Source organism: Microbispora triticiradicis (assembly GCF_005864065.1).
Classification (GTDB): Bacteria; Actinomycetota; Actinomycetes; order Streptosporangiales; family Streptosporangiaceae; genus Microbispora; species Microbispora triticiradicis.
This window is the reverse complement of the sequence record NZ_VANP01000012.1, coordinates 22,373-48,278: the sequence shown is the minus strand read 5'-3', so window position 1 is coordinate 48,278 and position 25,906 is coordinate 22,373. Positions and strand designations below refer to the sequence as shown.

At 71.4% G+C, this 25,906-nt stretch carries 16 protein-coding genes and 1 pseudogene; 11 read left to right on the top strand and 6 right to left on the bottom strand.

Going from position 1 to position 25,906, the window contains the following annotated elements; genetic code table 11:
- Window positions 1-5: 5 nt before the first annotated feature.
- The 3 genes from FED44_RS26725 (at window position 6) to FED44_RS26715 (ending at window position 10,597) form a co-directional block, all read left to right on the top strand.
- Window positions 6-8,936, top strand: a complete 8,931-nt coding sequence (locus FED44_RS26725; protein ID WP_154956778.1) for a non-ribosomal peptide synthetase/type I polyketide synthase — start codon at window positions 6-8, stop codon at window positions 8,934-8,936.
- A 69-nt stretch (window positions 8,937-9,005) separates the two neighbouring features.
- Complete coding sequence (locus FED44_RS26720) at window positions 9,006-9,449, top strand: SRPBCC family protein (protein WP_117408226.1); 444 nt, start codon at window positions 9,006-9,008, stop codon at window positions 9,447-9,449.
- A gap of 287 nt (window positions 9,450-9,736) precedes the next feature.
- The gene (locus FED44_RS26715) at window positions 9,737-10,597 is read left to right on the top strand and encodes a helix-turn-helix domain-containing protein (protein WP_167521601.1); all 861 of its coding nucleotides are present in this window, start codon (window positions 9,737-9,739) and stop codon (window positions 10,595-10,597) included.
- Window positions 10,598-10,636: 39 nt separating this feature from the next.
- Here FED44_RS26715 and FED44_RS26710 read toward each other — a convergent pair whose 3' ends face one another.
- Window positions 10,637-11,746: an aldo/keto reductase gene (locus FED44_RS26710; RefSeq protein WP_138462435.1), complete on the bottom strand. Its 1,110-nt coding sequence runs from the start codon at window positions 11,744-11,746 to the stop codon at window positions 10,637-10,639.
- 105 nt (window positions 11,747-11,851) lie between these two features.
- On the opposite strand from FED44_RS26710, the gene FED44_RS26705 reads away from it, so the two are divergent.
- Together FED44_RS26705 and FED44_RS26700 are read left to right on the top strand one after the other, a co-directional pair.
- On the top strand, window positions 11,852-12,475 hold the full coding sequence (locus FED44_RS26705) for a TetR/AcrR family transcriptional regulator (RefSeq protein WP_167521600.1): 624 nt from the start codon (window positions 11,852-11,854) through the stop codon (window positions 12,473-12,475).
- Between the two features lie 179 nt (window positions 12,476-12,654).
- Window positions 12,655-14,280: an ABC-F family ATP-binding cassette domain-containing protein gene (locus FED44_RS26700; RefSeq protein ID WP_117408230.1), complete on the top strand. Its 1,626-nt coding sequence runs from the start codon at window positions 12,655-12,657 to the stop codon at window positions 14,278-14,280.
- 93 nt (window positions 14,281-14,373) lie between these two features.
- Here the strand turns inward: FED44_RS26700 and FED44_RS26695 are convergent, their stop codons facing one another.
- A complete protein-coding gene (locus FED44_RS26695; protein ID WP_138462433.1) occupies window positions 14,374-14,970 on the bottom strand; it encodes an XRE family transcriptional regulator in 597 nt (198 codons plus the stop codon).
- A gap of 101 nt (window positions 14,971-15,071) precedes the next feature.
- Here FED44_RS26695 and FED44_RS26690 point away from each other — a divergent pair, with 101 nt between their 5' ends.
- Complete coding sequence (locus FED44_RS26690) at window positions 15,072-16,685, top strand: MFS transporter (RefSeq protein WP_138462432.1); 1,614 nt, start codon at window positions 15,072-15,074, stop codon at window positions 16,683-16,685.
- 68 nt (window positions 16,686-16,753) lie between these two features.
- Here the strand turns inward: FED44_RS26690 and FED44_RS26685 are convergent, their stop codons facing one another.
- Window positions 16,754-18,913, bottom strand: coding sequence for a vWA domain-containing protein (locus FED44_RS26685; RefSeq protein WP_244302303.1), 2,160 nt, complete (start codon window positions 18,911-18,913; stop codon window positions 16,754-16,756).
- A 534-nt stretch (window positions 18,914-19,447) separates the two neighbouring features.
- On the opposite strand from FED44_RS26685, the pseudogene FED44_RS38625 reads away from it, so the two are divergent.
- Window positions 19,448-19,921, top strand: a pseudogene (locus tag FED44_RS38625) (IS982 family transposase); the annotation flags it as partial.
- Between the two features lie 152 nt (window positions 19,922-20,073).
- Here FED44_RS38625 and FED44_RS26675 read toward each other — a convergent pair.
- Both FED44_RS26675 and FED44_RS26670 read right to left on the bottom strand, forming a co-directional pair.
- Complete coding sequence (locus tag FED44_RS26675) at window positions 20,074-20,577, bottom strand: hypothetical protein (RefSeq protein WP_133306068.1); 504 nt, start codon at window positions 20,575-20,577, stop codon at window positions 20,074-20,076.
- 147 nt (window positions 20,578-20,724) lie between these two features.
- Window positions 20,725-20,946: a hypothetical protein gene (locus tag FED44_RS26670; RefSeq protein WP_138462430.1), complete on the bottom strand. Its 222-nt coding sequence runs from the start codon at window positions 20,944-20,946 to the stop codon at window positions 20,725-20,727.
- A gap of 134 nt (window positions 20,947-21,080) precedes the next feature.
- Here FED44_RS26670 and FED44_RS26665 point away from each other — a divergent pair, with 134 nt between their 5' ends.
- The 3 genes from FED44_RS26665 (at window position 21,081) to FED44_RS26655 (ending at window position 23,464) form a co-directional block, all read left to right on the top strand.
- Window positions 21,081-21,698, top strand: coding sequence for a TetR/AcrR family transcriptional regulator (locus tag FED44_RS26665; protein WP_138462429.1), 618 nt, complete (start codon window positions 21,081-21,083; stop codon window positions 21,696-21,698).
- A 219-nt stretch (window positions 21,699-21,917) separates the two neighbouring features.
- Window positions 21,918-22,247, top strand: a complete 330-nt coding sequence (locus tag FED44_RS26660) for a YciI family protein (RefSeq protein WP_117408243.1) — start codon at window positions 21,918-21,920, stop codon at window positions 22,245-22,247.
- Entirely contained in the window at window positions 22,244-23,464 is a 1,221-nt protein-coding gene (locus FED44_RS26655; protein ID WP_138462428.1) for an RNA polymerase sigma factor, read from the top strand. Before FED44_RS26660 ends, FED44_RS26655 begins: the two co-directional genes overlap by 4 nt.
- A gap of 67 nt (window positions 23,465-23,531) precedes the next feature.
- On the opposite strand, the gene FED44_RS26650 is transcribed toward FED44_RS26655, so the two are convergent.
- On the bottom strand, window positions 23,532-24,554 hold the full coding sequence (locus FED44_RS26650) for a LacI family DNA-binding transcriptional regulator (protein ID WP_117408238.1): 1,023 nt from the start codon (window positions 24,552-24,554) through the stop codon (window positions 23,532-23,534).
- Window positions 24,555-24,754: 200 nt separating this feature from the next.
- Between FED44_RS26650 and FED44_RS26645 the strand changes: the two genes are divergently transcribed.
- On the top strand, window positions 24,755-25,831 hold the full coding sequence (locus FED44_RS26645; RefSeq protein WP_138462427.1) for a Gfo/Idh/MocA family protein: 1,077 nt from the start codon (window positions 24,755-24,757) through the stop codon (window positions 25,829-25,831).
- Window positions 25,832-25,906 lie beyond the last annotated feature (75 nt).

Sequence of the window (25,906 nt, the reverse complement as noted above, 5' to 3'; positions counted from 1 at the left end):
ACGCAGTGGTGGACACATCTTCCGCCTCGGTCGTCGAGGCGCTGAGGACCTCTCTGCTGGAGAACGAACGGCTTCGGATGCGCAACCGGCAGCTCGCCGCGGCATCCCGGGAGCCGCTGGCGGTGGTCGGGATGGCGTGCAGGCTGCCCGGCGGCGTCCGCACCCCAGCGGACCTGTGGCGCCTGGTCACCGACGGCGAGGACGCCATCGGGCGGTTCCCCGAGGACCGTGGCTGGGACATGGAGACGCTCTATCACCCCGATCCGGACCACCCGGGCAGCTCGTACGTCCGGGAGGGCGGGTTCCTCTACGACGCGGCGGACTTCGACGCGGCCTTCTTCGGCATCTCGCCCCGCGAGGCCCTGGCGACCGACCCCCAGCAGCGGTTGCTGCTGGAGTGTTCCTGGGAGGCGCTGGAGAACGCCGGGATCGACCCGAAGTCGCTCGCGGGCAGCCGCTCCGGCGTCTTCATGGGGCTGATGTACCACGACTACGTGGGCAACACGAGCTCCGGCAGCATGGTCTCGGGCCGGATCTCCTACACCTTCGGGCTTGAGGGCCCGGCGATGACCGTGGACACCGCGTGCTCGTCGTCGCTGGTGGCCCTGCACTCGGCCATGACGGCGCTGCGCCAGGGAGAGTGCTCGCTGGCCCTGGTCGGCGGCGCCACGGTGATGGCCGGCTCCTTCTCCTTCGTCCAGTTCTCGCAGCAGCGGGTGGCCGCCCCCGACGGCCGGTGCAAGCCCTTCTCGGCGGCGGCGGACGGCTCCGGCTGGTCCGAGGGCGCCGTCGTGGTCGCGGTGGAGCGGCTCGCCGACGCCCAGCGGCTGGGGCACCGGGTCCTCGCGGTGCTGCGCGGCTCGGCGGTCAACCAGGACGGCGCGAGCAGCCGCCTCACGGCCCCCAACGGCCCGTCGCAGCAGCGGCTGATCCACCAGGCGCTGGAGAACGCGGGACTGTCCGCCGCCGAGATCGACGTCGTGGAGGCGCACGGCACCGGCACCAGGCTGGGCGACCCGATCGAGGCGCAGGCGCTGCTCGCGACGTACGGCCAGGAACGGCCGGCGGACCAGCCCCTGCTGCTCGGCGCGCTGAAGTCCAACATCGGCCACACCCAGGCCGCGGCCGGCGTCGCCGGCCTGATCAAGATGGTGCTGGCGCTGCGGCACGGCCTGGTGCCGGGCACCCTGCACGTGGACGCGCCCACCCCGCAGGTCGACTGGACGACCGGGGCCGTGGAGCTCGTGACCGAGACCCGGCCGTGGCCGCGCACCGGCCGCCCGCGCCGGGCCGCGGTGTCGTCGTTCGGCCTGAGCGGGACCAACGCGCACATCATCGTGGAGGAGCCGCCCGAGCCGGCCGCCGCGGACGAGCCCGTCCCCGCGCCGGACGGGCCGCTGCCCTGGGTGGTGTCGGGCCGGTCCGCCGCCGCGCTGCGGGCGCAGGCGGCCACGCTGGCGGCGTTCGCGGAGTCCCGTCCGGACGTCCGGCCGTACGACGTGGGCCGGGCCCTCACCACGCGGTCGGCCTTCGAGCACCGGGCCGTCTTGGTCGGACGCGGCCGTGAGGAGTTCCTCGACGGCCTGGCGGCGGTGGCCGCCGGCGCCGACGCCGCCGGAGTGGTGCGGGGCGCGGCACGCGCCACCGGCCGCACCGTGTTCGTGTTCCCGGGGCACGGCTCCCACTGGGCGGGGATGGGCGCCGATCTGCTGGACACCGAGCCCGCCTTCACGGCGGAGATGTCCGCCTGCGACGCGGCGCTCCGCGAACACGTCGAATGGTCGCTGCTCGACGTGCTGCGCGGCGCTCCCGGGGCGCCCGCGCTGGAGGGCGAGGACGTCGTCCAGCCCGTGGTCTTCGCCGTCATGGTGTCGCTGGCGGCGGTCTGGCGCGCCTACGGCGTCGAACCGGCCGCGGTGCTCGGGCACAGCCAGGGCGAGATCGCCGCCGCGTACGTCGCGGGCGCCCTCAGTCTGGAGGACGCGGTGCGCGTCGTGGTGCTGCGCAGCCGCGCGATCGCCCGGAGCATGACCGGGCGCGGCGCGATGGCGGTGGTGTCGGCCGCCGGTGACGCGGTCCGCGACCTCATCGGGCCCTGGGAGGGCCGGCTGGTCGTCGCCGCCGTCAACGGCCCGGCGTCCACCGTCGTGTCCGGGGACGGCGACGCCGTCGGCGAACTGCTCGCCCGCTGCGAGGCCGACGGACTGCGCGCCCGCCGGACGTCGGTCACCTACGCCTCCCACTCGCCGCAGATGGACGCGCTCAGGGACGAACTGCTCGCGGACCTCACCCCCGTACGACCGAGGCGGTCCGCCGTCCCGCTGTTCTCGACCCTGACCGGAGACTGGGCCGACACCGCGCGGATGGACGCCGGCTACTGGTTCCGGGCCCTGCGGGAGCAGGTCCTGTTCGCCCCCGCCGTCGAGGCGCTCGCGGCGCAGGGCTTCGACTGCTTCCTTGAGATCAGCGCGCACTCGGTCCTGGTGCCCGACCTGCAGCAGGCGCTGGAGGCCGGCGGCCGGCCGTTCTGCGTGGCCGGGACGCTGCGCCGCGGCCACGGCGACCGGAGCCAGCTGCTCGCGTCGCTGGGCGCGGCGTACTGCGGCGGAGTCGCGGTCGACTGGCGGGTGGCCTTCCCCCAGGAACCCGGGGGAGCCGGGGGAGCCGCCGACCTGCCGACGTACGCCTTCCAGCGCCGGCGGTTCTGGCTGAACACCGGCACGCCGGGCGGCGGGGAGAGCGAGCTGCTCGCGGCGCTGCCGAGCGACGAGGACGACCACGACGACGTCCGCGAACGGCTGCTGTCCACGACGGGCGACAAGCGGGAGCGGGTCGCGCTCGAACTGGTCGTCGGCGCGATCGCCGGCGTGCTCGGGCACCACTCGACCGAGGAGATCCCCGCCGACGCCGACCTCCTGCGCCTGGGCTTCGACTCGCTGACCGCCCTGGAGCTGCGCAACCGGCTGAACCGGGCGACCGGGCTGGTCCTGCCGGTGAGCATGGCGTTCGACCACCCCACCCCGGTCGCCCTCGCCCGGTTCGTCCTCGCCGAGCTCGCCGCCACCACGGGAGCCGCCGGGGCGGAGGACGGCCCCGGCCTGCTGCGGATCGCGGCCGACCGCCGCCGGGGAGCAGCGGCGGACCACCCGATCCCGCTGTCGTACGCGCAGCAGCGCCTGTGGTCGCTGGAGCAGCTCGTGCCGGACAGCGCCGCGTACAACCTGACGCTGTCGGTCGGGGTGAGCGGGGAGCTGCTGCCGGAGGCGATGGAGAAGGCCGTCAACGAGGTCGTCAGGCGGCACGAGATCCTGCGCACCCGGTTCCCCAGCCCCGGCGGGAAGGCCCGGCAGGAGATCCTGCCGGAGCTGACGATCAGCGTGCCGCTCGTCGACCTGACGGCGTCCGCGGATCCGGAGGCGGAGTACGCGCGGATCGCCGGCGAGGTGGCGCGGCGGCCCTACGACCTCGCCGAGGCGCCGCTGCTGCGGGTGACGCTGTTCCGGTTCGGGCCGCTCGACCACCGGATGCTGCTCGGCATGCACCACATCGTGGCCGACGTGTGGTCGGGCGGGGTGTTCGGGACGGAGCTGACCGCGGCCTACGAGGCCTACGTGAGCGGCCGCGACCCGGAGCTGCCGGAGCTCGCGGTGCAGTACGCCGACTACGCCCTCTGGGAGCGCGAGCGCTTCGCGGGCGAGGGGCTGGCCGCCCGGCTGGAGAGCTGGCGGCGGGCGCTCGGCGGTGATCCCACCGGAGTCGAGCTGCTGCCGGACCGGCCCCGGCCGGCCGCCCAGCGCTTCCGCGGCGGCAGCATGAGCTTCGAGCTCGGCGCGGAGCTGACCGGCAGGCTGCGGTCGCTCAGCGGCGAGCGCGGCGTCACCCTCTTCACGACCATGCTGGCCGCGCTCAAGGCCACGCTCTACCGGTACGCCGGCGACACCGGGAACACGGGCGACGTGGTGATCGGGACCGCGATGGCCAACCGGAACGACGACGCGGTGCAGGAGCTCATCGGGTTCTTCGTCAACATGGTCGTGCTCAAGACCCACGTCGGCGACGACCCCACCGTCGCGGAGCTGGTCGACCGGGTCGGCGAGACGGTCAGGCACGGCTACGACCACCAGGACGTCCCGTACGACGCGGTGGTCGCCGAGCTCGCCCCGAACCGGGGACTCACCGCGAACGCGCTGTTCCAGGTCGTCTTCGACATGAAGCGGCACCGGGCCGGCGCGGGGCGGGACGACCTGGCGGACATCGTCGAGGTGCACAACGACACCAGCAAGTTCGACCTGGAGGTGTCGGTGACCGAGATGTCCGACACGCTGCTGGTCGACGCCGAGTACAACAGCGAGATCTTCGACCACGACACGATCGAGCGGTTCCTCGCCGGCTACCAGGTGCTCCTGGACGAGTTCGCCGACCGGCTCGACCTGCGGGTGTCCGAACTGCCCGTGCTGCCGGCCTCGGCCGAGCGGGAGATCCTCCTCGACTGGAACGACACCGAGCGCGTCTACCCCGGCGAGCGCGTCCGGTGCCTGCACACGCTGATCGAGGAGACCGCCGACGAGCGGCCGGACGCGATCGCGCTGACCTTCGAGGGCGAGCACCTCACGTACGCCGAACTCGACCGCCGCGCGAACCGGGTGGCGCACCGGCTGCGGAGCATGGGAGTGCGCCCCGACCAGCCGGTCGGCATCTGCGCCGAACGCTCCCTGGAGATGGTGGTCGGCCTGCTGGCGATCCTCAAGGCGGGCGGCGCGTACGTGCCGATCGACCCGACGTACCCGCGCGAGCGCGTGGCCTTCATGCTCGCCGACGCGGAACCGGCGATCCTGCTCACGCAGCAGCGGCTGGTGGACGGCCTGCCGGAGCACGGCGCGGTGGTGGTCCCGCTCGATCGGGCCGGGGAGTTCGACGCCGAGCCCGGCTCCCGTCCGGAGAACATCGCGGGGCTGGACGACCTGGCGTACATGATCTACACGTCGGGCTCCACCGGGCGGCCCAAGGCCGCCATGATCACGCATCGCGGGGTGGTCAACCGGCTGCACTGGCAGCAGGACTACTTCCGGCTCACCCCCGACGACCTGGTCCTGCAGAAGACGCCGTTCAGCTTCGACGTGTCGGTGTGGGAGTTCTTCTGGCCTCTCATGATCGGCGCGCGGATGGTGATCGCCCGTCCCGAGGGGCACAAGGACCCCGAGTACCTCGCCGAAACGATCCGGGAGCACGGGATCACCACGCTGCACTTCGTGCCCTCGATGCTGCGGATCTTCCTCCAGCACCCCGGAATCGAGGACTGCCGGTCCGTCACCCGGGTCATCGCCAGCGGCGAGGCGCTGCCCCTCGCCTCGATCCGCTCCCTGTACGAACGCCTGCCCGCCGCGACCCTGTACAACCTGTGGGGAGCCACCGAGTGCTCGGTGGACAGCACCTGCTGGGAGTGCCCGCGTGACCCCGAGACATCCGTGGTGTCGATCGGCACGCCGATCGCCAACACCCAGGTGTACGTCCTCGACCGGAACATGCGGCCGGTGCCGTTCGGCACGCCCGGCGAGGCGTACATCGGCGGCGTCGGGGTGGGCCGCGGCTACTACCGCCGGCCCGAGCTGACCGAGCAGCGTTTCCTGCCGGACCCCTTCCGCTCCGAGCCCGGCGCCCGGCTCTACCGCACCGGCGACCTCGCGCGGTTCCGGCCCGACGGGACGATGGAGTTCCTCGGCCGCACCGACTTCCAGGTGAAGGTGCGGGGGATGCGCATCGAGCCGGGGGAGATCGAGGCGGCCCTGGCCGAGCATCCCGCCGTGCGCGACGTCCTGGTCGTGGCCCGCGACCTCCCGCACGACGCCGAGAGCAAGCAGCTCGTCGCGTACGTGGTCCCCGAGGACGGCTTCGAGGACGGCACGGTCGACTCCGCCGCGCCGTCGGCCGTGGCGGCCTGGCGGGACCTGTTCGACCAGAGCTACCAGCGGGAGGCCGCCGGCGCGGCCGACTTCAACACCATCGGCTGGGACAGCAGCTACACCAGCGAGCGGCTGCCGGACGACGAGATGCGGGTCTGGCGCGACTCAACGGTGGAGCGCATCCTGGCCCTGCGGCCCCGGCGCGTGCTGGAGATCGGCTGCGGCACCGGCATGCTGCTCGCCCGGGTCGCCCCGCACACGACGGCGTACTGGGCGACGGACCTGTCCGGCAAGGCCCTCGACTACGTGCGGGAGCGCCTGGTGCCCGATCTGCCGGACACGGTGGACGTCCGGCTGTTCGAGCGGGAGGCCCAGGACTTCACCGGCCTGGACGGCGAGCGCTTCGACGCCGTGGTGATCAACTCGGTCGTCCAGTACTTCGACAGCCCGGGACACCTCCGGGAGGTGGTCGACAGGGCGCTGGCGTGCCTGCGGCCCGGCGGCGCGCTCTTCCTCGGCGACCTGCGCAGCCTGCCGATGCTCCCGGCCCTCCACGCGGAGATGGAGCTGGCGCGGACCGAGCCGGGGCTCACGGCCGGACGCCTGCGCGAGCGCATCCGCCGGCGGGGGGCGTACGAGCGTGAGCTGCTGCTCGCGCCGGAGTACTTCAGCGCGCTCCGCGAGGAGGTCCCGGCCATCAGCCGGGTGGAGATGATGCTCAAGCGCGGCGACCACCACAACGAGCTGACCCGGTACCGCTACGACGTCGCCGTCCACGTCGGAGAGCCGGCCGGCGCCCAGCCGCCTCCGGAGACCGTCCCCTGGACGTCGGTGGACGAGGTCCGCGGGCTGCTCACCGGCCGCCGGCCGGACGTGCTGCGGGTCGACGGCGTGCCCAACGCCCGGGTCGCCTCGGTCAACGCCCTCCTCGCCGCGATCGACGGCGCGTCGGCGGACGCCCCCGTCGACCGGCTGCCCCGTACGGAGGCCCCTTCCGGCGTCGAGCCCGAGGTCTGGTGGCGGCTGGGCGAGGAGCTCGGCTACGAGGTGAACGTCGCGTGGATGGGCGGGGCGGCCGACGGCGCCTACCGGGTGACGCTGCACCGCCCGGAAGCCGGCCACCTCGTCGACTGGACGGACCCGGCCGAACCGGGGCGTCCGGCCGGGCAGTACGTGAACAACCCGCGGCTCGCCGCGCTCAGCCGCTGGCTGAGCGGCGAGGCCGGGAGCTTCCTGCGGGAGAAGGTGCCGGACTTCATGGTGCCCTCGGCCGTCGTCGCCATCTCCGAGTTCCCGGTCAGCGCCAATGGAAAGCTCGACCGCGACGCGCTGCCGCCGCCGGAGCTGGGCGTCGAGCCGGAGCAGGGCGTCGTCGCCCCCCGCACCGAGACGGAGCGGCGGATCGCGGACATCTGGAAGGAGGTGCTCGGGGTTCACGAGGTGAGCGTCGACCGGGGCTTCTTCGCGATGGGCGGCGACTCGCTGCTCGGCATCCAGATGGTCAGCCGGGCCAAGGCCATCGGCCTGGCGCTCAGCCCGCAGGACGTCTTCCAGAGCCACACCATCGCCGACCTGGCGGCCCTGGCCGAGTCCCGCGGCCGGGTTGACGTCGCGAGCGCCGGCCAGCGGGACCAGCGGGTGCTGGAGTGGGCGCGGTCGCGCCACCCCGGCGCCGAGGACGCCTACCCGGTGACCGGCATGCAGCGGTACATGCTCGACCGGATCCGGCAGCGTCCGGGATCCGGCGTCTACGTCACGCAGCAGTCCTTCCGCCTCTCCGGCCAGGACTTCGACCCGGTCGCGCTGGAGCGGGCCTGGCAGCACACCGTCGACCGGTTCCCCAACCTGCGCTCGGCCTACGTCCAGGACGAGGCCGGCGAGTGGGTCCAGGTGGTCCGGCGGGACGTGCGGCTGCGGATCGAGACGCACGACCTCCGGGGCCTGCGGCCCGTCGAGCAGGAGCGGCGGCGGCACGCCCACCTCGAGGCGGCGCGGCGCCGCGGGTTCACCGGCCCGCCGCCGCAGGTGCGGCTGCTCCTGTTCCGCATCGAGGACGACGTCTACGACTACGACCACTTCTTCTGCATGGCCGCCCAGGACGGCTGGAGCTACCAGATCATGATGCCGGTCCTCCTCGCCGCCTACGAGGCGTACCGGGCGGGCGGCGAGCCGGTGGACGAGCCCTTCACCTCGACGTACGGCGACTTCTGCGTCGAGCAGAGCCGTCGGGACATGACGGAGGCGGAGGCGTTCTGGCGGCGTGAGCTCGGGGCCCTGCCATCCGCGGGGCCGTCCGGGGTGCCTTCCATCACCCTGCCGGCCGCGGAACGGCCGGCCGACCACGTGACGCCGCTGCTGCAGGAGAGCGTGACGGTCCCGCCGGAGGTGGCGAACGGGCTCCTGGAACTGTCCAGGGCACACGGATTCAGCATCAACAGCGTGCTGCACGGCGCGTGGGCCGTCATGCTCAGCGCCATCACCGGCTCGCGGGACGTGGTGTGCGGCGCGGTCTTCTCCGGGCGGGGCAGCACGTCGGTCGAGGTGGACCGGGCGACCGGGCTGATGTTCAACATCCTCCCCCTGGTGGCCAGGGTGGACCCCGGCGCGCCGATGCTGCCGTGGCTGGCGGAGATGCAGGAGAAGATCTCCGCGATCACCGACCACGAGTACGTGCCGCCCGCGGCGCTGTACGGGATCACCGGCGCGCCCACCGGGGAACCGCTCTTCGAGAGCTACCTCGTCAGCGAGAACCTGCCGAAGCTGACCGAGAACCTGCTGCGGTTCATGTCGGTCCTCGGGGCGATGCCGGCCCAGGTCCTGGCCCAGACGGACCACCCGCTCCGGGTCGAGAGCGCGATCTCGGGAGACTTCATGCAGATCTCCCTCAACCACCTGTCCGGCTACTTCCCCGAGGGCGCCCCCGCCCGCTGGCTCGCGGCGTACGTACGGATTCTGGCGGCCGTCGCCGCGGACCCGGGGGGCCGCATCGGGGATTACCTCCCCGGCCCGTCCGCGGTCCGGACCGGCGGCAATTGATCTCAGGAATCGGCGGGCGATCCGCGGGGTCGCCCGCCGGGCGCGCAGGACGAAACGGAGGCTTCACCCATGAGCGTGGTGACCGGATCAATCATCATCGACGCCGACCCGGAGGCGGTCCTCGCCATACTGCTGGACCTCGCCGACTACCCCTCCTGGCAGCCCGGCGTCGAGCGGGTCGACATCGAGGACACCGACGAGCGGGGACGTCCCCGGCAGGCCACCTGGCACGCCAAGGCCATGGGGCTGCGGGCGACGCATTCCCTCCGTTATGAGTATCCGGCGGACGGCTGTTTCGAATACCACCTCGTCGGCAGCGAGGTGATGACCCGATTCGATTTCAGTTGCACCGTCACGGGGGACGGCGGGGGAAAGAGCGAGGTGAGCGTCTCGCAGGAATTGGGCATCAAATGGGCAATGCCGGAGGCCATTCTGAACAAGAATGCGCGGAAGGGGATCGGCAAAATGCTGGACGCGCTCAAGCGGAAGGCGGAGCAGGACCGCCCACGGTGATTTGACGGCCCCGCGTCCGCCCGCCGGTACGGCGTTCCCGCCCTACCGGCGGTCGGGCCTCGCCAGTTCCCCCGCCGCAATGACCGGCATTTAAAACGGTCCAATGCGGGACGGCCGCGCCCGGCCGCGCCGCTCCAATTCCCGACAGTCGCAATTGACTCCTACAAGATCGGCTGTGTACTGTTGGGGAAACGCGAGTTTTCTAGTTGATGTGTGAAATCTCAACTAAAACTCTGTGCGGGGAGTTTCTGGCTGTGGATCAGCACCGGGGGAAAGGTGGCTGTGGAATGGGGTTACTTGACGACTTGGAGAGCCATAACGAGCTCGCGGCGCTGCTGCGAGCACTGCGAGAGGAAGCCTGCCTGACTCAGGAGGAGCTGGCGGAGCGGTCGGGGGTCAGTGTCCGCGCGATCTCCGACCTGGAACGGGGGCGGACGAAGAGACCTCACCGCAAGTCGGTCAGCCTCCTGGCGGAGGCCCTGATGCTGGAGGCCGACGCGTCGGAGAGGTTCCGGCAGGTGGCCCGGCGGCAGGCCGGCGGCGCTCCGGCCGCGCCGGCGCGCCCGCACATCGCCGTCGGGACCCCTCCCGTCGGGGAGTGCCCGCCGAAGGGTGTGTCACAGCCCGCCACGGCAGAGCTGATCGAGTGGATGTACCAGGTCCTGGTCGAGCAGCCGACCCGCCAGCGCGGCCGGGACGAAGTGGGGTCGTCCGGGCCGAGGGTGGTGCAACTCGTCGGCGGCTCGGGCGTCGACAAGGCCGCGGTCATCGTGCAGGCGTCGGCCCGTTTCCGGAAGTACTTCCCGGACGGCCAGTTCTACGTCAACGCCGAGGGGGGCGCGCGCGGGCCGGCCGGGCTGGTCAGCTCCCTCTCCCGGGTGTTCGGCGTCGGCAGCCGGCACCCCGGCACCCTGGTGGACCAGACGATGACCCTCCGGGCCATGTTCCGCTCGCGCCGGGCCCTGGTGGTCCTGGACAACGTGGCGGACGCGGCGGAGGTGCGCCCCCTGCTCGCGACCGACGGCAACTGCGCGGTGATCGTGATCGCGCAGAACAGGCTCGATCTCTTCGAGGGCGTCTGGACGGTCGGCTTCTGCCCGCGCGACCGTTCGGGCGACACGCAGCCCGTCCTGCTCAGGACGGGCTGATCCGGCCGGCGTCATCCGGGGTCCGGCGGACGGCGTGTGTCAGGCGTCGCCGCCGGGCGTCCAGTTCCGTACGCCCGGGGCGTACCCGGCCGGCTTGTCCCCGACCTTGACGCCGGGGCTGACCAGCCAGCCCTGGTAGCCCGGCGTGAACATCTGGTAGACCGACGGGGGCGGCACGGAACTCGCCTCGTCGAGCCTCGCGCGCAGCTCGGCCGGCAGTTCGAAGCCGAGGGCGGCCACGTTGGCGTCAAGCTGCGCGGCACTGCTCGCGCCGACGATGGCCGCCGCGATCCCGGGCTGGGTGGCGACCCAGTTGAGCGCCACCTGGGCCATCGTCACGCCGAGTTTCCCGGCGACCTCTTCGAGTGTCGCGAGAATCCGCCACTCCCGGTCGGTCCAGGAGCGCCCGGGTGTGCCGTCGCCGCCGAGCCTGCCCTCCCCGGCCAGGCCGCGGTCCGCGGGCCGGTACTTCCCGGTCAGGAAGCCGCCGCCGAGCGGGCTCCACGCGGTGATGCCGAGGCCGAGGCTCTGGCCCATGGCGACGTGCTCCAACTCGATCGTCCGGTCGACGAGCGAGTAGGGGAGCTGCAGGCCGACCATCGGCGCGAGGGAGTGCGCCTCGGCCAGGGTCTGCGCTCGCGCCGCGTACCAGCCGGGCACGTCCGACAGGCCCGCGTACCGGATCTTCCCGGCCCTGGTGAGGTCGTCGAAGGTCCGCAGGACCTCCTCGACGGGCGTGACGCGGTCCCAGGTGTGCAGCAGGAACAGGTCGATGTAGTCGGTGCGCAGGCGGCGCAGCGACGCCTCGACCGCTCTGATCATGTGTTTGCGGCCGTTGCCGCCCGCGTTCGGGTTTCCGGGGTCGACGCTGTTGGTGAACTTGGTGGTGAGCACCACCCGGTCGCGCACCCCGGCCTCGGCGATGAGTGCGCCGAGTATGGTCTCGCTCTCCCCGGCCGTGTAGAAGTCCGCGGTGTCGACGAAGTTCCCGCCCGCTTCGAGATAGCGGCGGAAGATCGGGCGGGCCTCGTCCTCGGTCCTGCCGTACGCGGCGTGGAAGCCGCCGGTGCCGAAGTTCATCGTGCCCAGGGCGAGCCGGCTGACCCGCAGCCCGGAACGGCCGAGCAGGTAGTAGTGGTCGAGAGACATGGGGAACCCCTTCGTTCGGAAGGACGGCGAGTGTCGGACCGCGCGGTTCAGTCAGCTTGCGCGAGATAAAATGGACCAGCAAGTCCAAAACTTCAGGGAGGCATCATGCGCACGCTGACCCGCAAGGGGGCCGCGACCCGGCAGCGCATCCTGGAGGGCGCGGCGGCGCTCATCCGTGAGCACGGCGTGGCCGACACCACCCTGGACGACGTGCTGGCCGGCACGGCGACGAGCAAGAGCCAGCTCTTCCACTACTTCCCGGGCGGCCGGGAGGAGCTGCTGCTGGCGGTGGCCCGGCTGGAGGCCGACCGGGTGCTGGAGGACCAGCGGCCCCAGCTCGGCGACCTCACCTCCTGGCCCGCCTGGCAGGCGTGGCGGGACAAGGTCGTCGACCGTTATCGGCGGCAGGGCCGCCTGTGCCCGCTCAACTCCGTCACCTCCCACCTCGGCAGCCGTACGCCCGGCGCCCAGGCGGTCGTCACCGAGCTGATGCGGAGCTGGCAGGCCGAGATCGCGGCGGGAGTACGGCACATGCGGGACGCCGGGGAGATCGGGCCGGACGTGGACCCGGACCGCGTGGCGGCCGCGCTGCTGGCGGGCATCCAGGGCGGCGTGCTGATCCAGATGTCCACCGGCGAGACCACCCATCTGGAGGCCGCCCTGGACATGGGCCTCGCCCACCTTCGCGCAGGTCGGGCTCAGCCTGGTAGGGTGGCGGACGGTTTGTGATCGGAAGAGGAGACCAGACGTGGCAGGTGACGACGACATCTCCGGGTGATACCGGAGGGTGACGGCCCCGGCAGGCGTGTGACTGACCGCTGTCGGCGTGGCCTCATGTCGTCGTTTCTCCAATTCCCCGTCTCACCGGGTCTCTCCGCACGCCCGGGTCACACACCGAGGTCTCTCCAATGTCTGACGCGTTCATCGTCTGCTCCGGCCTGTCCTTCTCCTGGCCCGACGGCACGCCCGTCTTCACCGGCCTGTCCTGCACCGTCGGCGGCGGCCGTACCGGGCTCGTCGCCCCCAACGGCGCCGGCAAGAGCACGCTGCTCAAGCTGATCGCCGGCGAGCACCGGCCGACCGCCGGCACCGTCGCCGCCGAGGGCGAGGTCGGCTACCTGCCGCAGAACCTGCCGTTCACCGCCGGCCTGACCGTGGCCGAGGTGCTCGGCATCGCCCCGGTGATCGCCGCCCTGGACGCCATCGAGTCGGGCGACGCGAGCGAGGAGCACTTCACCGCGATCGGCAACGACTGGGACATCGAGGAGCGCACCCGCGCCCAGCTCGACCGGCTCGGCCTCGGCGACCTCGCCTTCGACCGCACGCTGGGCACGCTGAGCGGCGGCCAGGTCGTCTCGCTCGGCCTGGCGGCCCAGCTTCTCCGGCGGCCCGACGTGCTGCTGCTCGACGAGCCGACCAACAACCTCGACCTCGCGGCGCGGCGCAGGCTCTACGACGTGCTCGGCGACTGGACCGGCTGCCTGCTCGTGGTCAGCCATGACCGGGCCCTGCTCGACCGCATGGACCGCATCGCGGAACTGGAGCAGGGCGAGATCCGCTTCTTCGGCGGCAACTTCACCGCGTACGAGGCGGCCGTACGGGCCGAGCAGGAGGCCGCCGAGCGGACCGTGCGCAGCGCCGAGCAGGAGCTCAAACGGGAGAAGCGGGAGATGCAGCAGGCCCGCGAGCGCGCCGAGCGCCGGGCGGGCAACGCCGCCCGCAACCTCAAGAGCGCCGGCCTGCCGCGCATCGTCGCCGGCAACATGAAGCGCGGCGCGCAGGAGGCGGCCGGGCGGGCGGGCCAGATGCACGCCGCCCGCGTCGGCGACGCCAGGGCCAGGCTCGACGAGGCCGAGCGGGCGCTGCGTGACGACCAGCGGATCACACTGGAGTTGCCGGGCACGAACGTGCCCGCCGGGCGTACGGTCTTCCACGGCGAAGGACTGCGGGCCCGCGACCTGTTCGCCGGACCGGGTCTCGACCTGACCATCCGCGGTCCCGAGCGCATCGCGCTGACCGGCCCCAACGGCGCGGGCAAGTCCACCCTGCTGCGTATCGTCGGCGGCGCCCTGGCACCTGACGGCGGCACGCTGCGGCGGGCCGACGGCCGGGTCGCCTACCTGTCCCAGCGGCTCGACCTGCTCGACCTCGACCGCACGGTCGCGGAGAACCTGGCGGCCTACGCCCCCGGCATGCCTCCGGCGGAGCGGATGAACCTGCTGGCCCGCTTCCTGTTCCGGGGGACGCGGGCCCACCTGCCGGTGGGCGTGCTGTCGGGCGGCGAACGGCTGCGCGCCACGCTGGCCTGCGTGCTGTGCGCCGAGCCGGCCCCTCAGCTCCTGCTGCTCGACGAGCCGACCAACAACCTCGACCTGGTGAGCGTGGCACAGCTGGAGAGTGCGCTCACCGCCTACGAGGGGGCGTTCGTGGTGGTCAGCCACGACGAGCGGTTCCTCGCCGAGATCGGGATCGAGCGGTGGCTGGAGCTCTCCGGCGGCCACCTCCGCGAAACCCGCGGCCCCGCCCCCGCCTGACCCTCAGGGCGAAACCCGCGGCCCCGCCCCCGCCTGACCCTCGGGGCGCGGTTCTGTCAAGCCGAGGATGCGGCCGAGGTGGCTGCGGCGAGTTCAGTCGCAGCTGCCGGGGGTGTCGCGATCACCGCCGTTGTCGCGCTGGTGGCCGCGGCGGGCGTCGCGGTCGAAGATCCCGATGATCTCACACGGTCCGCCTTCGGCGCCGATGGCGTGCGGAATCATCGTGGGAAACTCGGCGGCCTGGTTGGTCTCCACACGCAGACGCCGGTGGCCCAGCATGAGGACCGCGGTGCCGGAGAGTACGACCAGCCATTCCCGGCCGGGGTGGGCGCGCATGCGGGAGGGGTTGTCGGGCGGTGGCTCGGTCATGCGCTGGCGCACGACGCTGATGCCGGGGTCGCCCTTCACCGGCCAGCGCATCAGGCCGTGGGCGCCGTCGATCATCGGGCTGATGACGACGTCGTCGGCGGCGGTCTCGACGAGCTGGTCGAGGGTGGTGTCCAGGGCGCGGGCGAGGGTGACGAGCTGGTCCAGGGCGAGGCGACGCTGACCGTTCTCGATGCGGCTCAGTGAGGACTGGCTGAGATGGGCCCGGGTGGCCAGTTCTTCCAGGGACCAGCCCTGCGCCACCCGCAGGGCGCGGAGGCGTTTGCGTACGAGGCTGTCCAGGTCCCCAGTTTCTTGCTCCATGCGCAACATCCTATGCCTACTTAGCAATGGCGGCCTAGGGTCCTGCGCAGCGGGTCCCCAAGCTACCCGGGGCCACGCATCAGGAAGTGAGAGAGGAACACATGAGTACGAACCAGCCCGCACAGGTGGCGGCCGCTGACGGGGGCGACGGAGTCGCACTGGATGCGCGTCGGCTGCGCACCGTTCTGATCGCCGTCTCCATCGCGCTGATGGCCGTCATCGCGTCGGTATCCGGACTCAACGTCGCCCAGACGCACCTGGCCGTCGAGTTCGGCGCCTCGCAGAACACCATCTTGTGGATCATCAACATCTACACTCTGGCTCTGGCCGCGCTGCTGCTGCCGCTCGGCGCGATCGGTGACCGGCTGGGCCGCAAGCCCATGCTGGTCGCCGGTCTGAGTGTCTTCGGCATCGCGGGCGTCGCGGCGGGCCTGGCGCCGACGGCCGAGGTGATGCTCGCCGCGCGCGCGGCGAGCGGAATCGGCGCCGCGATGGTCATGCCCATCACTCTCGCCGTCATCACCTCCACCTTCCCTGAGGAGGAACGCGGCAAAGCGATCGGTGTGTGGACCGGCGTCGCCGGAGGTGGCGGCGTCCTGGGCATGTTCCTCTCCGCGCTCCTGGTCGACGTCGCCGACTGGCGCTGGCTGTTCGCCCTGCCCGTGGTCCTGGTCGTCGTGGCCCTGGCCATGACGCTGAAGTCGGTCCCCAACTCCCGTGAGAGGTCCGCCCACAGCTTCGACTCCGTCGGCGCACTGGTGTCCATGGTCGCGGTCGCCGGGCTCATCTTCGCCCTGCAGGAGGGTCCCGAGCGTGGTTGGACCGCGCCCGCGACTCTGGTCGGCCTCGCCGCCGGTCTCGTCGCCGCCGTCGGCTTCGTGGCCTGGGAACTACGCCGCCGGGACGCCTCGCTGCTGGACGTGCGCCTGTTCCGTGAGCGTGGTCTGGCCGGTGGCTCGATCACACTGCTGGTGGTCTTCGGCGTCCAGGCGGGCATAGCCGTGGTCCTCTTCCCGTTCCTCCAGGCCGTCCTCGGCTGGTCGGGGCTGCTGTCCACGCTGGCTCTGATGCCCATGGCCGTGACGATGATGGCGAGCTCCGGTCTCGCCCCCAAGCTGGCCGTACGCATCGGCTCCCGTCCGACCATGGCCGCGGGCGTCGCGCTGGGCGGCGCCGGACTGGCTCTCATGGCCGTCTTCGTCTCCGTCGACGGGGGTTACCTGACCATCCTGCCCGGCATGCTCGCCATGGGCATCGGGATGGGCTTGTCGATGACGCCCTCCACCGAGGCCATCACCGGCTCCCTGCCGCGCGAGAAGCAGGGCGTCGCCTCCGCACTCAACGACGTCACCCGCGAATTCGGGACCGCCCTCGGCGTCGCCCTGCTCGGCGCGCTGCTGTCCGCCGGCTACCGCGGTGCCATCGACGACAGGCTGGACGGGATCCCTCCGGAGGCCGCCAGGACGGCCCGGGAAGGCATCGCCAACGCCGTCGAGGTGGCCGGCGGCGCCGGCTCGTACGCGGGGAACCTGATCCACGCCGCCCAGCAGTCCTTCGTCGACGGCTGGCAGCAGGCCATGTGGGCAGGCGTCGCCGTCATGGGTGCTCTGTTCGTCTACGTCACCCTGCGCGGCCCGAAGAACCCCGCCTCCACGACGGCCGGACACACCGGGACCACCGGACCCGTCACCGAACCGCAGTCGGCCGCCCGGTGATCGGCCGAGGCCGGGCGGATCTGGGTTGTCCGCCCGGCCTCGGGATGGATCGGTTCAGGTGGGCTGGGTCATGGGCAGTTGCCGATGTCGCTCTCGGAAGAGGCGAGGACGACGTTGGTCCTGGCCAGGCCGAGGGCGTCGACGGTGACGTGGACCGCGTTGACGGTCAGGCCCTTGTCGGGGGTGGAGAACGGGATCTGCTCGTTGAGGACGAGCTTGACGACGCCGACGTCCACCGCGGTGTTGGGCTGGATAGTGGTGGGTTCTGCGATGACCACCGTGCTGCCGACCTTGAGGAAGGCGATCGTGGTGGTCCCGGCGGATCCGGCGCAGGTGGTGGTGGAGCTGGAGTTGACGGTTTTGACGGTGATCACCGGGATGCCGGTGATCCCGATGGTGGTGTCGTCGATGGAGGCGGTCGCCACGGATTTGCCGGGGAACTCGGTGGTCGCGACCTTGGCGCACAGGGCATGCGCACTGATCAGTCCGCTGAGGGTGGCCGTGCAGGGCACCGAGGTGGTGCTGGTCGAGGTGGTGGAGATGTGGCCGGTGTCGGGAACGGGGGCGATGTTGACCAGTTGGATGCCGGCCAGGGAGGCGGAGGCGGTCAGGCCGTAGGCCCGTCCGGTCAGCCGCTGCGGCGTGACGGTGACCTGTTCGTCGCTGCACGGTGAGGTGACGGAGTTGTTGTCGGCGTCGCCGCTGTAGGTGGCCGTCCACCGGTAGGTGCCGGCCGCGCCGATGGTCACGTTGCCGGATGCGGCGGTGCCGCTGCCGGACAGCGTGCCGGTGCGGGTGGCGATGGGCGTCGCGCAGGTGGTGTCGCCGGGGCCGTACAGCTTGAATGTGACGGTACCGGTGGGGTGGAACCCGCCGGAGACGGTGGCGGTGTCGGACACGACGCCGCCGGCCGGCACGGACCCCGACGGGGTGGTGGCGATGCCTGGGGTGGCCTTGACGACCACGACCTGTTCGTCGCCGCACGGGGAGGTGGCCGGGTTGTTGGCGTCGTCGCCGCTGTAGGAGGCCACCCAGCGGTAGGTGCCCACCCCGCCCGCGGCGACGTTCCCGGACGCGGCGGTGCCGCTGCCCGACACCGTCCCGGTACGGGTCGCGATGGGCGTCGCGCAGGTGGTGTCGCCGGGCCCGAACAACTGGAACGTGACGGTGCCCGTCGGGTGGAACCCGCCGGACAGGGTCGCCGTATCGGAGATGTTCCCGCCCGCGGGCGCCTGGCCCGATGGCGTCGTGGTGATCGACGGGGTCGCCTTCGGGACGTGCTCGGTGATCGTCTCAGTGAAGCCCGGTGACAGGACGCCGTTGAGCAGGAAGTCCACCTTGCAGGTGATGGTGCTTCCCGGCACGGCTCCGGCGCCGACGGAGACGGCCTCGGTGAAGGTGGCGTCGTCGCCGCTGGTCACCGTCCGGCTGCCCGGGGTCAGGGACACCGACAGGTTCGGATCGCAGCCGCGCAGCTGGTGGGTGACCGTGACCGGCAGGTTGTGCAGGGCCGCCAGGATTGTGTCGCTGACCTCCGAGGAGTTGAGGCCGGAGAACAGCCGTCCGCCCGTGGCGTTGGTGATCGCGGTCGCCTGTCCGGTCGAGTTCAGCCCGGACAGGTCGAACGCGAGCACGGTGATGTCGGCTGCCTGCAGGGCGCTGATCGCGTCGGCCAGCGTATGGCCGTTGCTGGGGTCATGGCTGGGGGCGTCCCCGATCAGCAACACGATCCGGGTGCTGTTCGGCCGGAAGCCGACGGCCCCGGACGCGACCTGGAACAGGCCGTTGATGCCGTCCTCGGGGAAGTCGCCGCCGCCCGACGCGACCAGCGAGTTGATACCGCTGGTGACGTCGGCCTGATCCGCGGTGAGGTTCTGCGCCACCCGGAACGGCGTCGCGTCCCCCGCGTCCTTGTACTCGGCAACCGCGAACTGTGCGTCCGGCTGCGCCGAAGCGACATTGGACAAGATGGTGTTCGCATTGGTCCGCACGTTCGAGATGACCCCGCCCATGCTCCCTGTCGTGTCGATCAGGAACGTGATATCCGGCTTGGGCGGGATCGCCGGAGTGGACACGGTCTTGGCGATCGTTGTTGATTCGCCTGGACTCAAATTCAGCGTCACGTCCGCCGGGGTGACCCCGGGCGCGGCGGACGCCGTCCCTGCCCCGGCCACCAGCATCGCACCGGCCACCACCGCGCATACGGCGGCCCGGACTCCTCGCGTCATTCTCACGGTGTCATTCCTTCTGGTGCGGCCTAATGCCGCAACGAATTCGGGATCACTGGCCGTGCAAATCTCTGTGATTGCGCCGCCCGGAACGTCCCCTCCTCATATGTCGGCGCGCGCGGATACCAATCCGCATTGATTGACCTTTTCGGGTGCCAGTCGCTGATCAGCGAGGGAGTGTGGCCACGGTCATATGGTGACCGGTCGGCTAATAGATGTAAATAGGCCACTTACGGAAAGTTCCGGGCTGGCCACAGTAGGCCACTCCGCGCCGATGGGAGGACCCATGCTTCCGGCTCTCTGCAGCGCCTGAATTGTGGTTACGGGCATCGCCGAAGAGCCGACAGGCGTCCGCCGACGGCCATACGTCCCTTTGTTCGGGCGTTGCACGTGGTATTCGGCCTGTCGTTATCGTTAGCGGCGGTCTTCTGGATCGCGGCTCGCACGGTAGACCGAAAATCGGCTAGACGAGTAAGTCCTAAGTCGCTGTGAGGAGCACTGCGGGGAACGGCGAAGGGTGTCGATGATCCGTTTGTGACGACAGACATCAACACCCTTCTCACCGCACTGTACGTCAAGATCGATGACTGGCTGGGGCGTCCGGCCCGGCTCGGACGCCCACCAAAGCTCACCGACGCCGAACTGCTCACCCTGGCCATCGCTCAAGCCCTGCTCGGCATCCGCTCCGAAGCCCGATGACTGCGCTTCCTGCCCAAGCACCTGCCCGGAGCCTTCCCCTACCTCGAACGCGGGGTGCGACTGCTACGCCCGTCCTACCGCAACCGCACACCCCGCCCCGGCGAGCAGCACCTCAAACCCATCCGCCAGCTCATCGAATCGGTCAACGACACCCTCAAAGGCCAACTCGACCTGGAACTGCACGGCGGACGCAGCCCGCTGGGCGTCGCCGCCCGCGTCGCTCAACGGATCCTCGCGCTGACCGCGGCCATCTGGCACAACCGCGCCACCAGCCAGCCCATCACCCGATCACTGATCGCCTACGACCACTGGCCAGACTTCGGACTTACTCGTCTAGGGGGAATCGCACTTGGCGGCAGGGCGGCGCACCGCCCACCGATCACCGCGTGGTCGGCGGGGGCGGGGTATCGCTTCGCCTCCGCGCTGGTCCTACGATCAGAAGCGCCGGAACCCCGCGTAGCTCAGGCGCGCCAGTCGTCTTGGTAGTCGTCGTGCCAGCTGTACGCGGAGGCCTCCAGCTTCAGCAGGTGCTCCGCCTGGGTGTGCTCCTCGACCGCCAGGTAGAGATCGTCGAGGAGGACGGACTCCAGGTACGCCACGCGCTCCCGCTTCGCTTGCAGGTCCTGCTCGGCCCTCCAGTCACGCACGCCCGTCTCCGCGGCCAGGTCCGTCTGATGCAGGCCTTCCTCGATGCGGGCGTTCACGAACGCGATCAGCTCCCCGAACATGGATTCTCCGAGGTTCGCGCGCGTTCGGCGGGCCGCGGCGATGATCTCACGATAGCGGGCGGCGAGAGCGGGCTCCTCGGTGCCGGTGAGGCGTGTCCATGGGAAGCGAAGGACGATCGCCTCCCCGTCGGCCGGCTCTCCCTCACCCACGAACGCGGCCGCCCGGAGAAGCTCGACCGCGAGCAAGGGGCGGTTGCGGACGATCCCCAAGAGGGTCTCGTGATCAAGTGTTGCCATGGACCGGACATTACAATGAGTGACTATATGATCGCCAAGTGTGGTTGACAAAGGTGGGATGGTTTCCTTCTCCCTGGTAGAAGCCTTTACAACCGAGCGGCCTCAAGGTCCCGATCGCAGGCCGGTCCCTGGCGCGGGTGGTGCGGGTCACTGCCCGTGTCCGCCCTGCCTGACCTTCTTGCTGCCCCAGCCGGCCAGCGCCGTTCCGGCGACGACGGCCACCGCGTAGCAAGCGAGACGTGCGGCGAATCCACCGGGCAGCCATGTGAGCAGTCCGGCGTTTCCGTGGTCGGCCAGCAGCCGGATGGTGCCTTGCGCTCCCACGACCAGCAGCAACATGCCGATGACCAGCACGGTGACGTGTTTCATGCGCGCTTGTCTCCTCTCGGTTCGTAGAGATCCTGGCGAAGGCCTCGGCGCACCCCCAACAGTTTGTGGTGCGATCGCACCATAACCCATGTTGGTACGATCGCACCACAAAACAGGTTTGAAGGACGGACGGCATGCCACGACAGGTGGACCATGACCAGCGCCGCCGCCAGATCGCCGAGGCCGTGTGGCGCCTGGCCGCCCGCGGTGGCTTGGAAGACGTCACCTTGAGGCAGGTCGCGGCCGAGGCCGAGGTCTCCGCCCGGCTGCTGCAGTACTACTTCGGCACCCGTGAGCAGTTGCTGCTCGGCACATTGGAGATCCTCAACGAGGACGCCGAGCAACGAGCCCGGGAACGCCTCGCGAAGCTCGGCGAAGCGCCCGGAACGCAGGCGATCGTGCGAGGAGTGCTGCTCGAACTGCTCCCGCTCGACAGGGAACGGCGCAACCGGCATGTGGTGTACGCCGCCTACTTCGTCCGCTTCCTGACCGACCCCGCTCTGGCCGAGGTCGCCCGGGACGCGCCGCGCGCGCTGGAGGATCTTCTCGCCGGCCTGATCGCACAGGGGCAGGAACTGGGCCAGGTGCCTCGTGACATCGACGCCGCGGCCGAGGCCGCGTTTCTGGTGGCGGGCGCCGACGGAATCCAGACGACCGTCCTGCTCGGACAGCGCAGTCCCGAAGAAGCCGTGGCCTTGATCGACCATCAGCTCGCACGCGTTTTCGCGACGGAGACTCAGAATTCGGTGTGAATCGGAACGAGGCCCGGCTTTGCTCGACGGCCTCGCCGCCGCGCGCTGACCTCCGGGCCGCGGACAGGCCCCGGGCCGGCGCACCCCCACAGGGACAGGTCCGTACGAGAATTCTTCGAGGAAATGCAGCGGAGGGTGTCGGATCCGGACGGCGGCGTTCGTAGCAGGGGTGCCAGGCGGCCCGAGGGGGCGGCCACACGACGACAGGAGATGATCCCGATGGCGCAGTACCTGATGTCCGTGCTCAACGAGTCGGCCGTCGCCACCGAGGAGGAGCAGGCCGCGATCGACGTCTTCAACGAGCGGCTGCAGGCCGACGGTCACTGGGTGTTCGCCGCGGGACTCGCGTCGCCCGGCGCGGCCACCGTCGTCGACGGCCGGGACGCTGAGCCGGTGTTCACCGACGGGCCCTACCTGGAGTCGAAGGAGCACATCATCGGCTTCTGGATCATAGAGGCGCCGCACCTCGACGTGGCGCTGCGGCTCGCCGCCGCGGGGTCGAAGAGCTGCAACCGGAGGGTCGAGCTCCGGCCGATCCTGGGTGAATGACACACGTCGACGAGGTGATCGCCCGGGTTCACCGCGAGGAGTGGGCCCGGGTGGTCGCGACCCTGGCCAGGCGTCTTGGAGACCTCGACGTCGCCGAGGAGATGGCCGCCGAGGCGTTCGCGACCGCCGTCGAGCGCTGGCCCGCGGAGGGCGTTCCGCCGAATCCCGGCGCGTGGCTGACCACCACCGCCCACCGCAAGGCCATCGACCGGCTCCGGCGTGAGGTCAGGCGCGAGGAGAAGCACAGGGAGGCGCTGATGTTGTCCGGCACCCCCGAGCCGCTCGGCGTCGTCGACGACGACCGGCTCCGCCTGGTGTTCACCTGCTGCCATCCCGCTCTCGCCATGGAGGCGCGGATCGCGCTGACCCTGCGGATGGTCGGCGGGCTCACCGTGCCCGAGATCGCCCGCGCGTTCCTGGTCGAGGAGACCGCCATGGGGCAGCGGATCACGCGCGCGAAGGCGAAGATCAAGGCGGCGAGGATCCCGTACGGAGTGCCGTTCCGGGAGGACCTCCCGGCCCGGGTCACCGGGGTCCTCACCGTCCTCTACCTGATCTTCAACGAGGGTTACCTGGCCTCGGACCCCGGCAGGGAGCCGGTCCGCGGCGACCTGACCGCCGAGGCGATCCGGCTGACCCGGCTGGTGCGCGCGTTGCTGCCGGCGGACGGCGAGGCCGCCGGGCTGCTGGCGCTGATGCTGCTGACGGAGGCGCGCCGGGCCGCGCGGGTGTCGGCGAGCGGCGAGCTGGTCGCCCTCGGCGAGCAGGACCGCGGCGCCTGGGACCGTGAGCTGATCGCCGAGGGCCACGCCCTGGTCCGCGCGCGCCTCGCCTCGGGGGAGGCGCCTGGGCGCTACCAGATCCTCGCCGCGATCAACGCCGTCCACACCGACGCCCGCGACGTCCGCGACACCGACTGGTCGCAGGTCGTCGCGCTCTACGACCACCTGGTCCGCCTCGACCCCTCGCCGATCGTGCGGCTCAACCGGGCGATCGCGGTCGCCGAGATCGACGGCCCGCAGGTGGCGCTGGCACAGGTGGACGCTCTGCCGCTGGAGGGCTACCACGCCTTCCACGCCACCCGCGCCGACCTGCTGCGCCGGCTGGGCCGCAGCGCCGAGTCCCGGGCGGCGTACGACCGGGCCATCGCGCTCGCCGCCAACACCGCCGAGGCGGCGTACCTCGTCCGCCGCCGCGACCAGCTGGCCGGCCCGTGAACCGCGTCACCCGGGCCACCGCCTCAACCGCACCGGTCCGGGAACTCGACCCGAAGACGGCGGCGTGTCATCTGTGCGGGGGAGCGGTGGACCGGCGTTCGACGAGGCGGACGGCGAGCATCGTGTCGCGGCTCGTCGTCTCGGGGCGGCGGATGCGCTGGACGAGGTGCCAGACGGCCTGGGCGCCGAGCAGTTCCTTGTCGGAGGCGATCGTGGTGAGGGGCGGGGAGGCGTGCGCGGCCATCGCCACGTCGTCGTATCCGATCACGCTGACGTCGGCGGGCACCCGCAGGCCCCGCTCCCGCAGCGCGTCGAGCGCACCGAACGCTGACAGGTCGTTGGCGCAGAACACGGCGGTGGGCGGCGTGGGCAGGTCGAGCAGCGCCGTCATCTGCTCGTACCCGGTCCGCGCGGTGAAGTCTCCGGGCCGCACGTACGCCGGGTCGGGGGCCAGGCCGTGCTCGGCGCAGGCCCGGCGATAGCCCGCCAGCCGCCGGGCGGCGGGCACGATGTGCGCTCCCGCCGTGATGATCGCCGGTGGCGGGCTGGTGTGACCGAGTCCGATGAGGTGGCGGGTGGCGAGGTATCCGCCGGTCTCGTCGTCGTGGCGCACGTAGTCCACCGGCAGGTCGATGACGGCGTGCTCCAGCAGGACGCAGCTCACGCCCGCGTCGAGGATCCTCGCCAGGTGGTCGCGGCTCGCGCCGACGTTCAGCACGAGCAGCCCGGCGACCTGGCCGCGCTCGACGCACAGCGGCAGCCGGTCCCCCTGCGGCTGGATCACCTCGTACGTCATCGAGAGGTCGAGCTCCGCGCACGCCTGCTGCGCGCCGTACACGACGGGGGCGTAGTAGAGGTTGCCGGGGGAGAACAGCTCGCTCACCCACGACACGAACCCGATCATGCCGGTCTCGGCCGGTCGGCGGGCCCGCGGGCGGTAGCCGAGCTCCTCGGCGGCCTGGCGGACCACCGAACCGGTGGAGGGCGAGACCCACGTCTTGCCGGCGAAGACCGCGGAGGCCGTGCCGATCGAGACGCCGGCTCGCTCGGCCACCTCCTTGAGGGTGGACCGTCGCGTCGTCCGCCGCATACGCCCTCCACGAGGGGGCCGATCTCAGTGTATGTCCTGAAATTTCAGTGAAATTTCGTCCTTCTGGCGACGTTAGGCCGTGGGCGCATCACCCGTCAAGGGGTCATATATCGGTCTTAATCGCTCATTGACCCCCGTGTGAGGGCGGCGTAGCTTCATGCGGGATGTCGTGGTTTCACTGAAATCAGAGGAGAGCGATCGTGGCTTCCGACAGCACCGGCGTGGCGATCGTCGGCTGCGGCAACATCGCGGCCCGGTACGCCGCCGACCTGGCCCGTTATCCGGAGATGCGCCTGGTCGGCGCCCAGGATGTGCTGCCGGAGCGGGCCGAGGCGCTGGCGGCCCCGCACGGCGGCCGGGTGTACGGCACGCTCGACGAGGTGCTCGCCGACGACGACGTGGACATCGTCGTGAACCTGACCGTCCACCGGGCGCACTACGAGGTGATCCGCCGCAGCCTGGAGGCCGGCAAGCACGTGCACAGCGAGAAGCCGCTGGCGCTGACCCATGAGGAGGCGGCCGGGCTCGTGGAGATCGCGGAGAGCCGCGGCCTGCGGCTGGGCTGCGCCCCGGCGACCTTCCTCGGCGAGGCCCAGCAGACCACGCTCAAGCTGCTCAGGGAGGGCCGCGTCGGACCGGTGCGGCTCGTCTTCGCCGAGGTCAACTGGGGCAGGATCGAGGCATGGCACCCCGAGCCCGACGGCTTCTACGCCGTGGGGCCGCTGTTCGACGTCGGGGTCTACCCGCTCACGATCGTGACGACGGCACTCGGACCGGCCCGGCGGGTCACCGCGTTCTCCTCCGTCGTCTGGCCCCGCCGCACGCGCCTGGACGGCAGCGAGTTCACGATCACCACGCCCGACTACGTGGTGGCCAACGTGGAGTTCGACGGCGGCGTCCTGCTCCGCCTGACCTGCTCCTTCTACGTGCCCAACGGCTCCACCCGGCAGCAGGGGGTGGAGTTCCACGGGGACGACGGCTCGCTGCTGCTGGAGAGCTGGCACGACTTCGACCCGTCCGTGGAGGTCCGTGCGCCGGGCCGCGACCCCGAGCCGGTGCCCCCGCTGCGGGAGCCGTGGAAGGGGGTGGAGTGGGGGAGGGCGGTGCGCGACCTCGCCGCGGCGATCCGGGAGGACCGCCCCCATCGGGCCACCGGCCGCCAGGCCGCGCACGTGGTGGAGATCCTCTGCGCCGCCAGGGAGTCGTACGAGACGGGCAAGCCGGTCGAGCTGACCTCGGACTTCACCCCGCCCGCGCCGATGGAGTGGGCCCTGTGACCACGTGACGAGCGCCCGCCCAGCGGGCGCCAAGCGCTGTCCAAGTAGCGGCCAATCGGCGACCGGCAGGCTCTT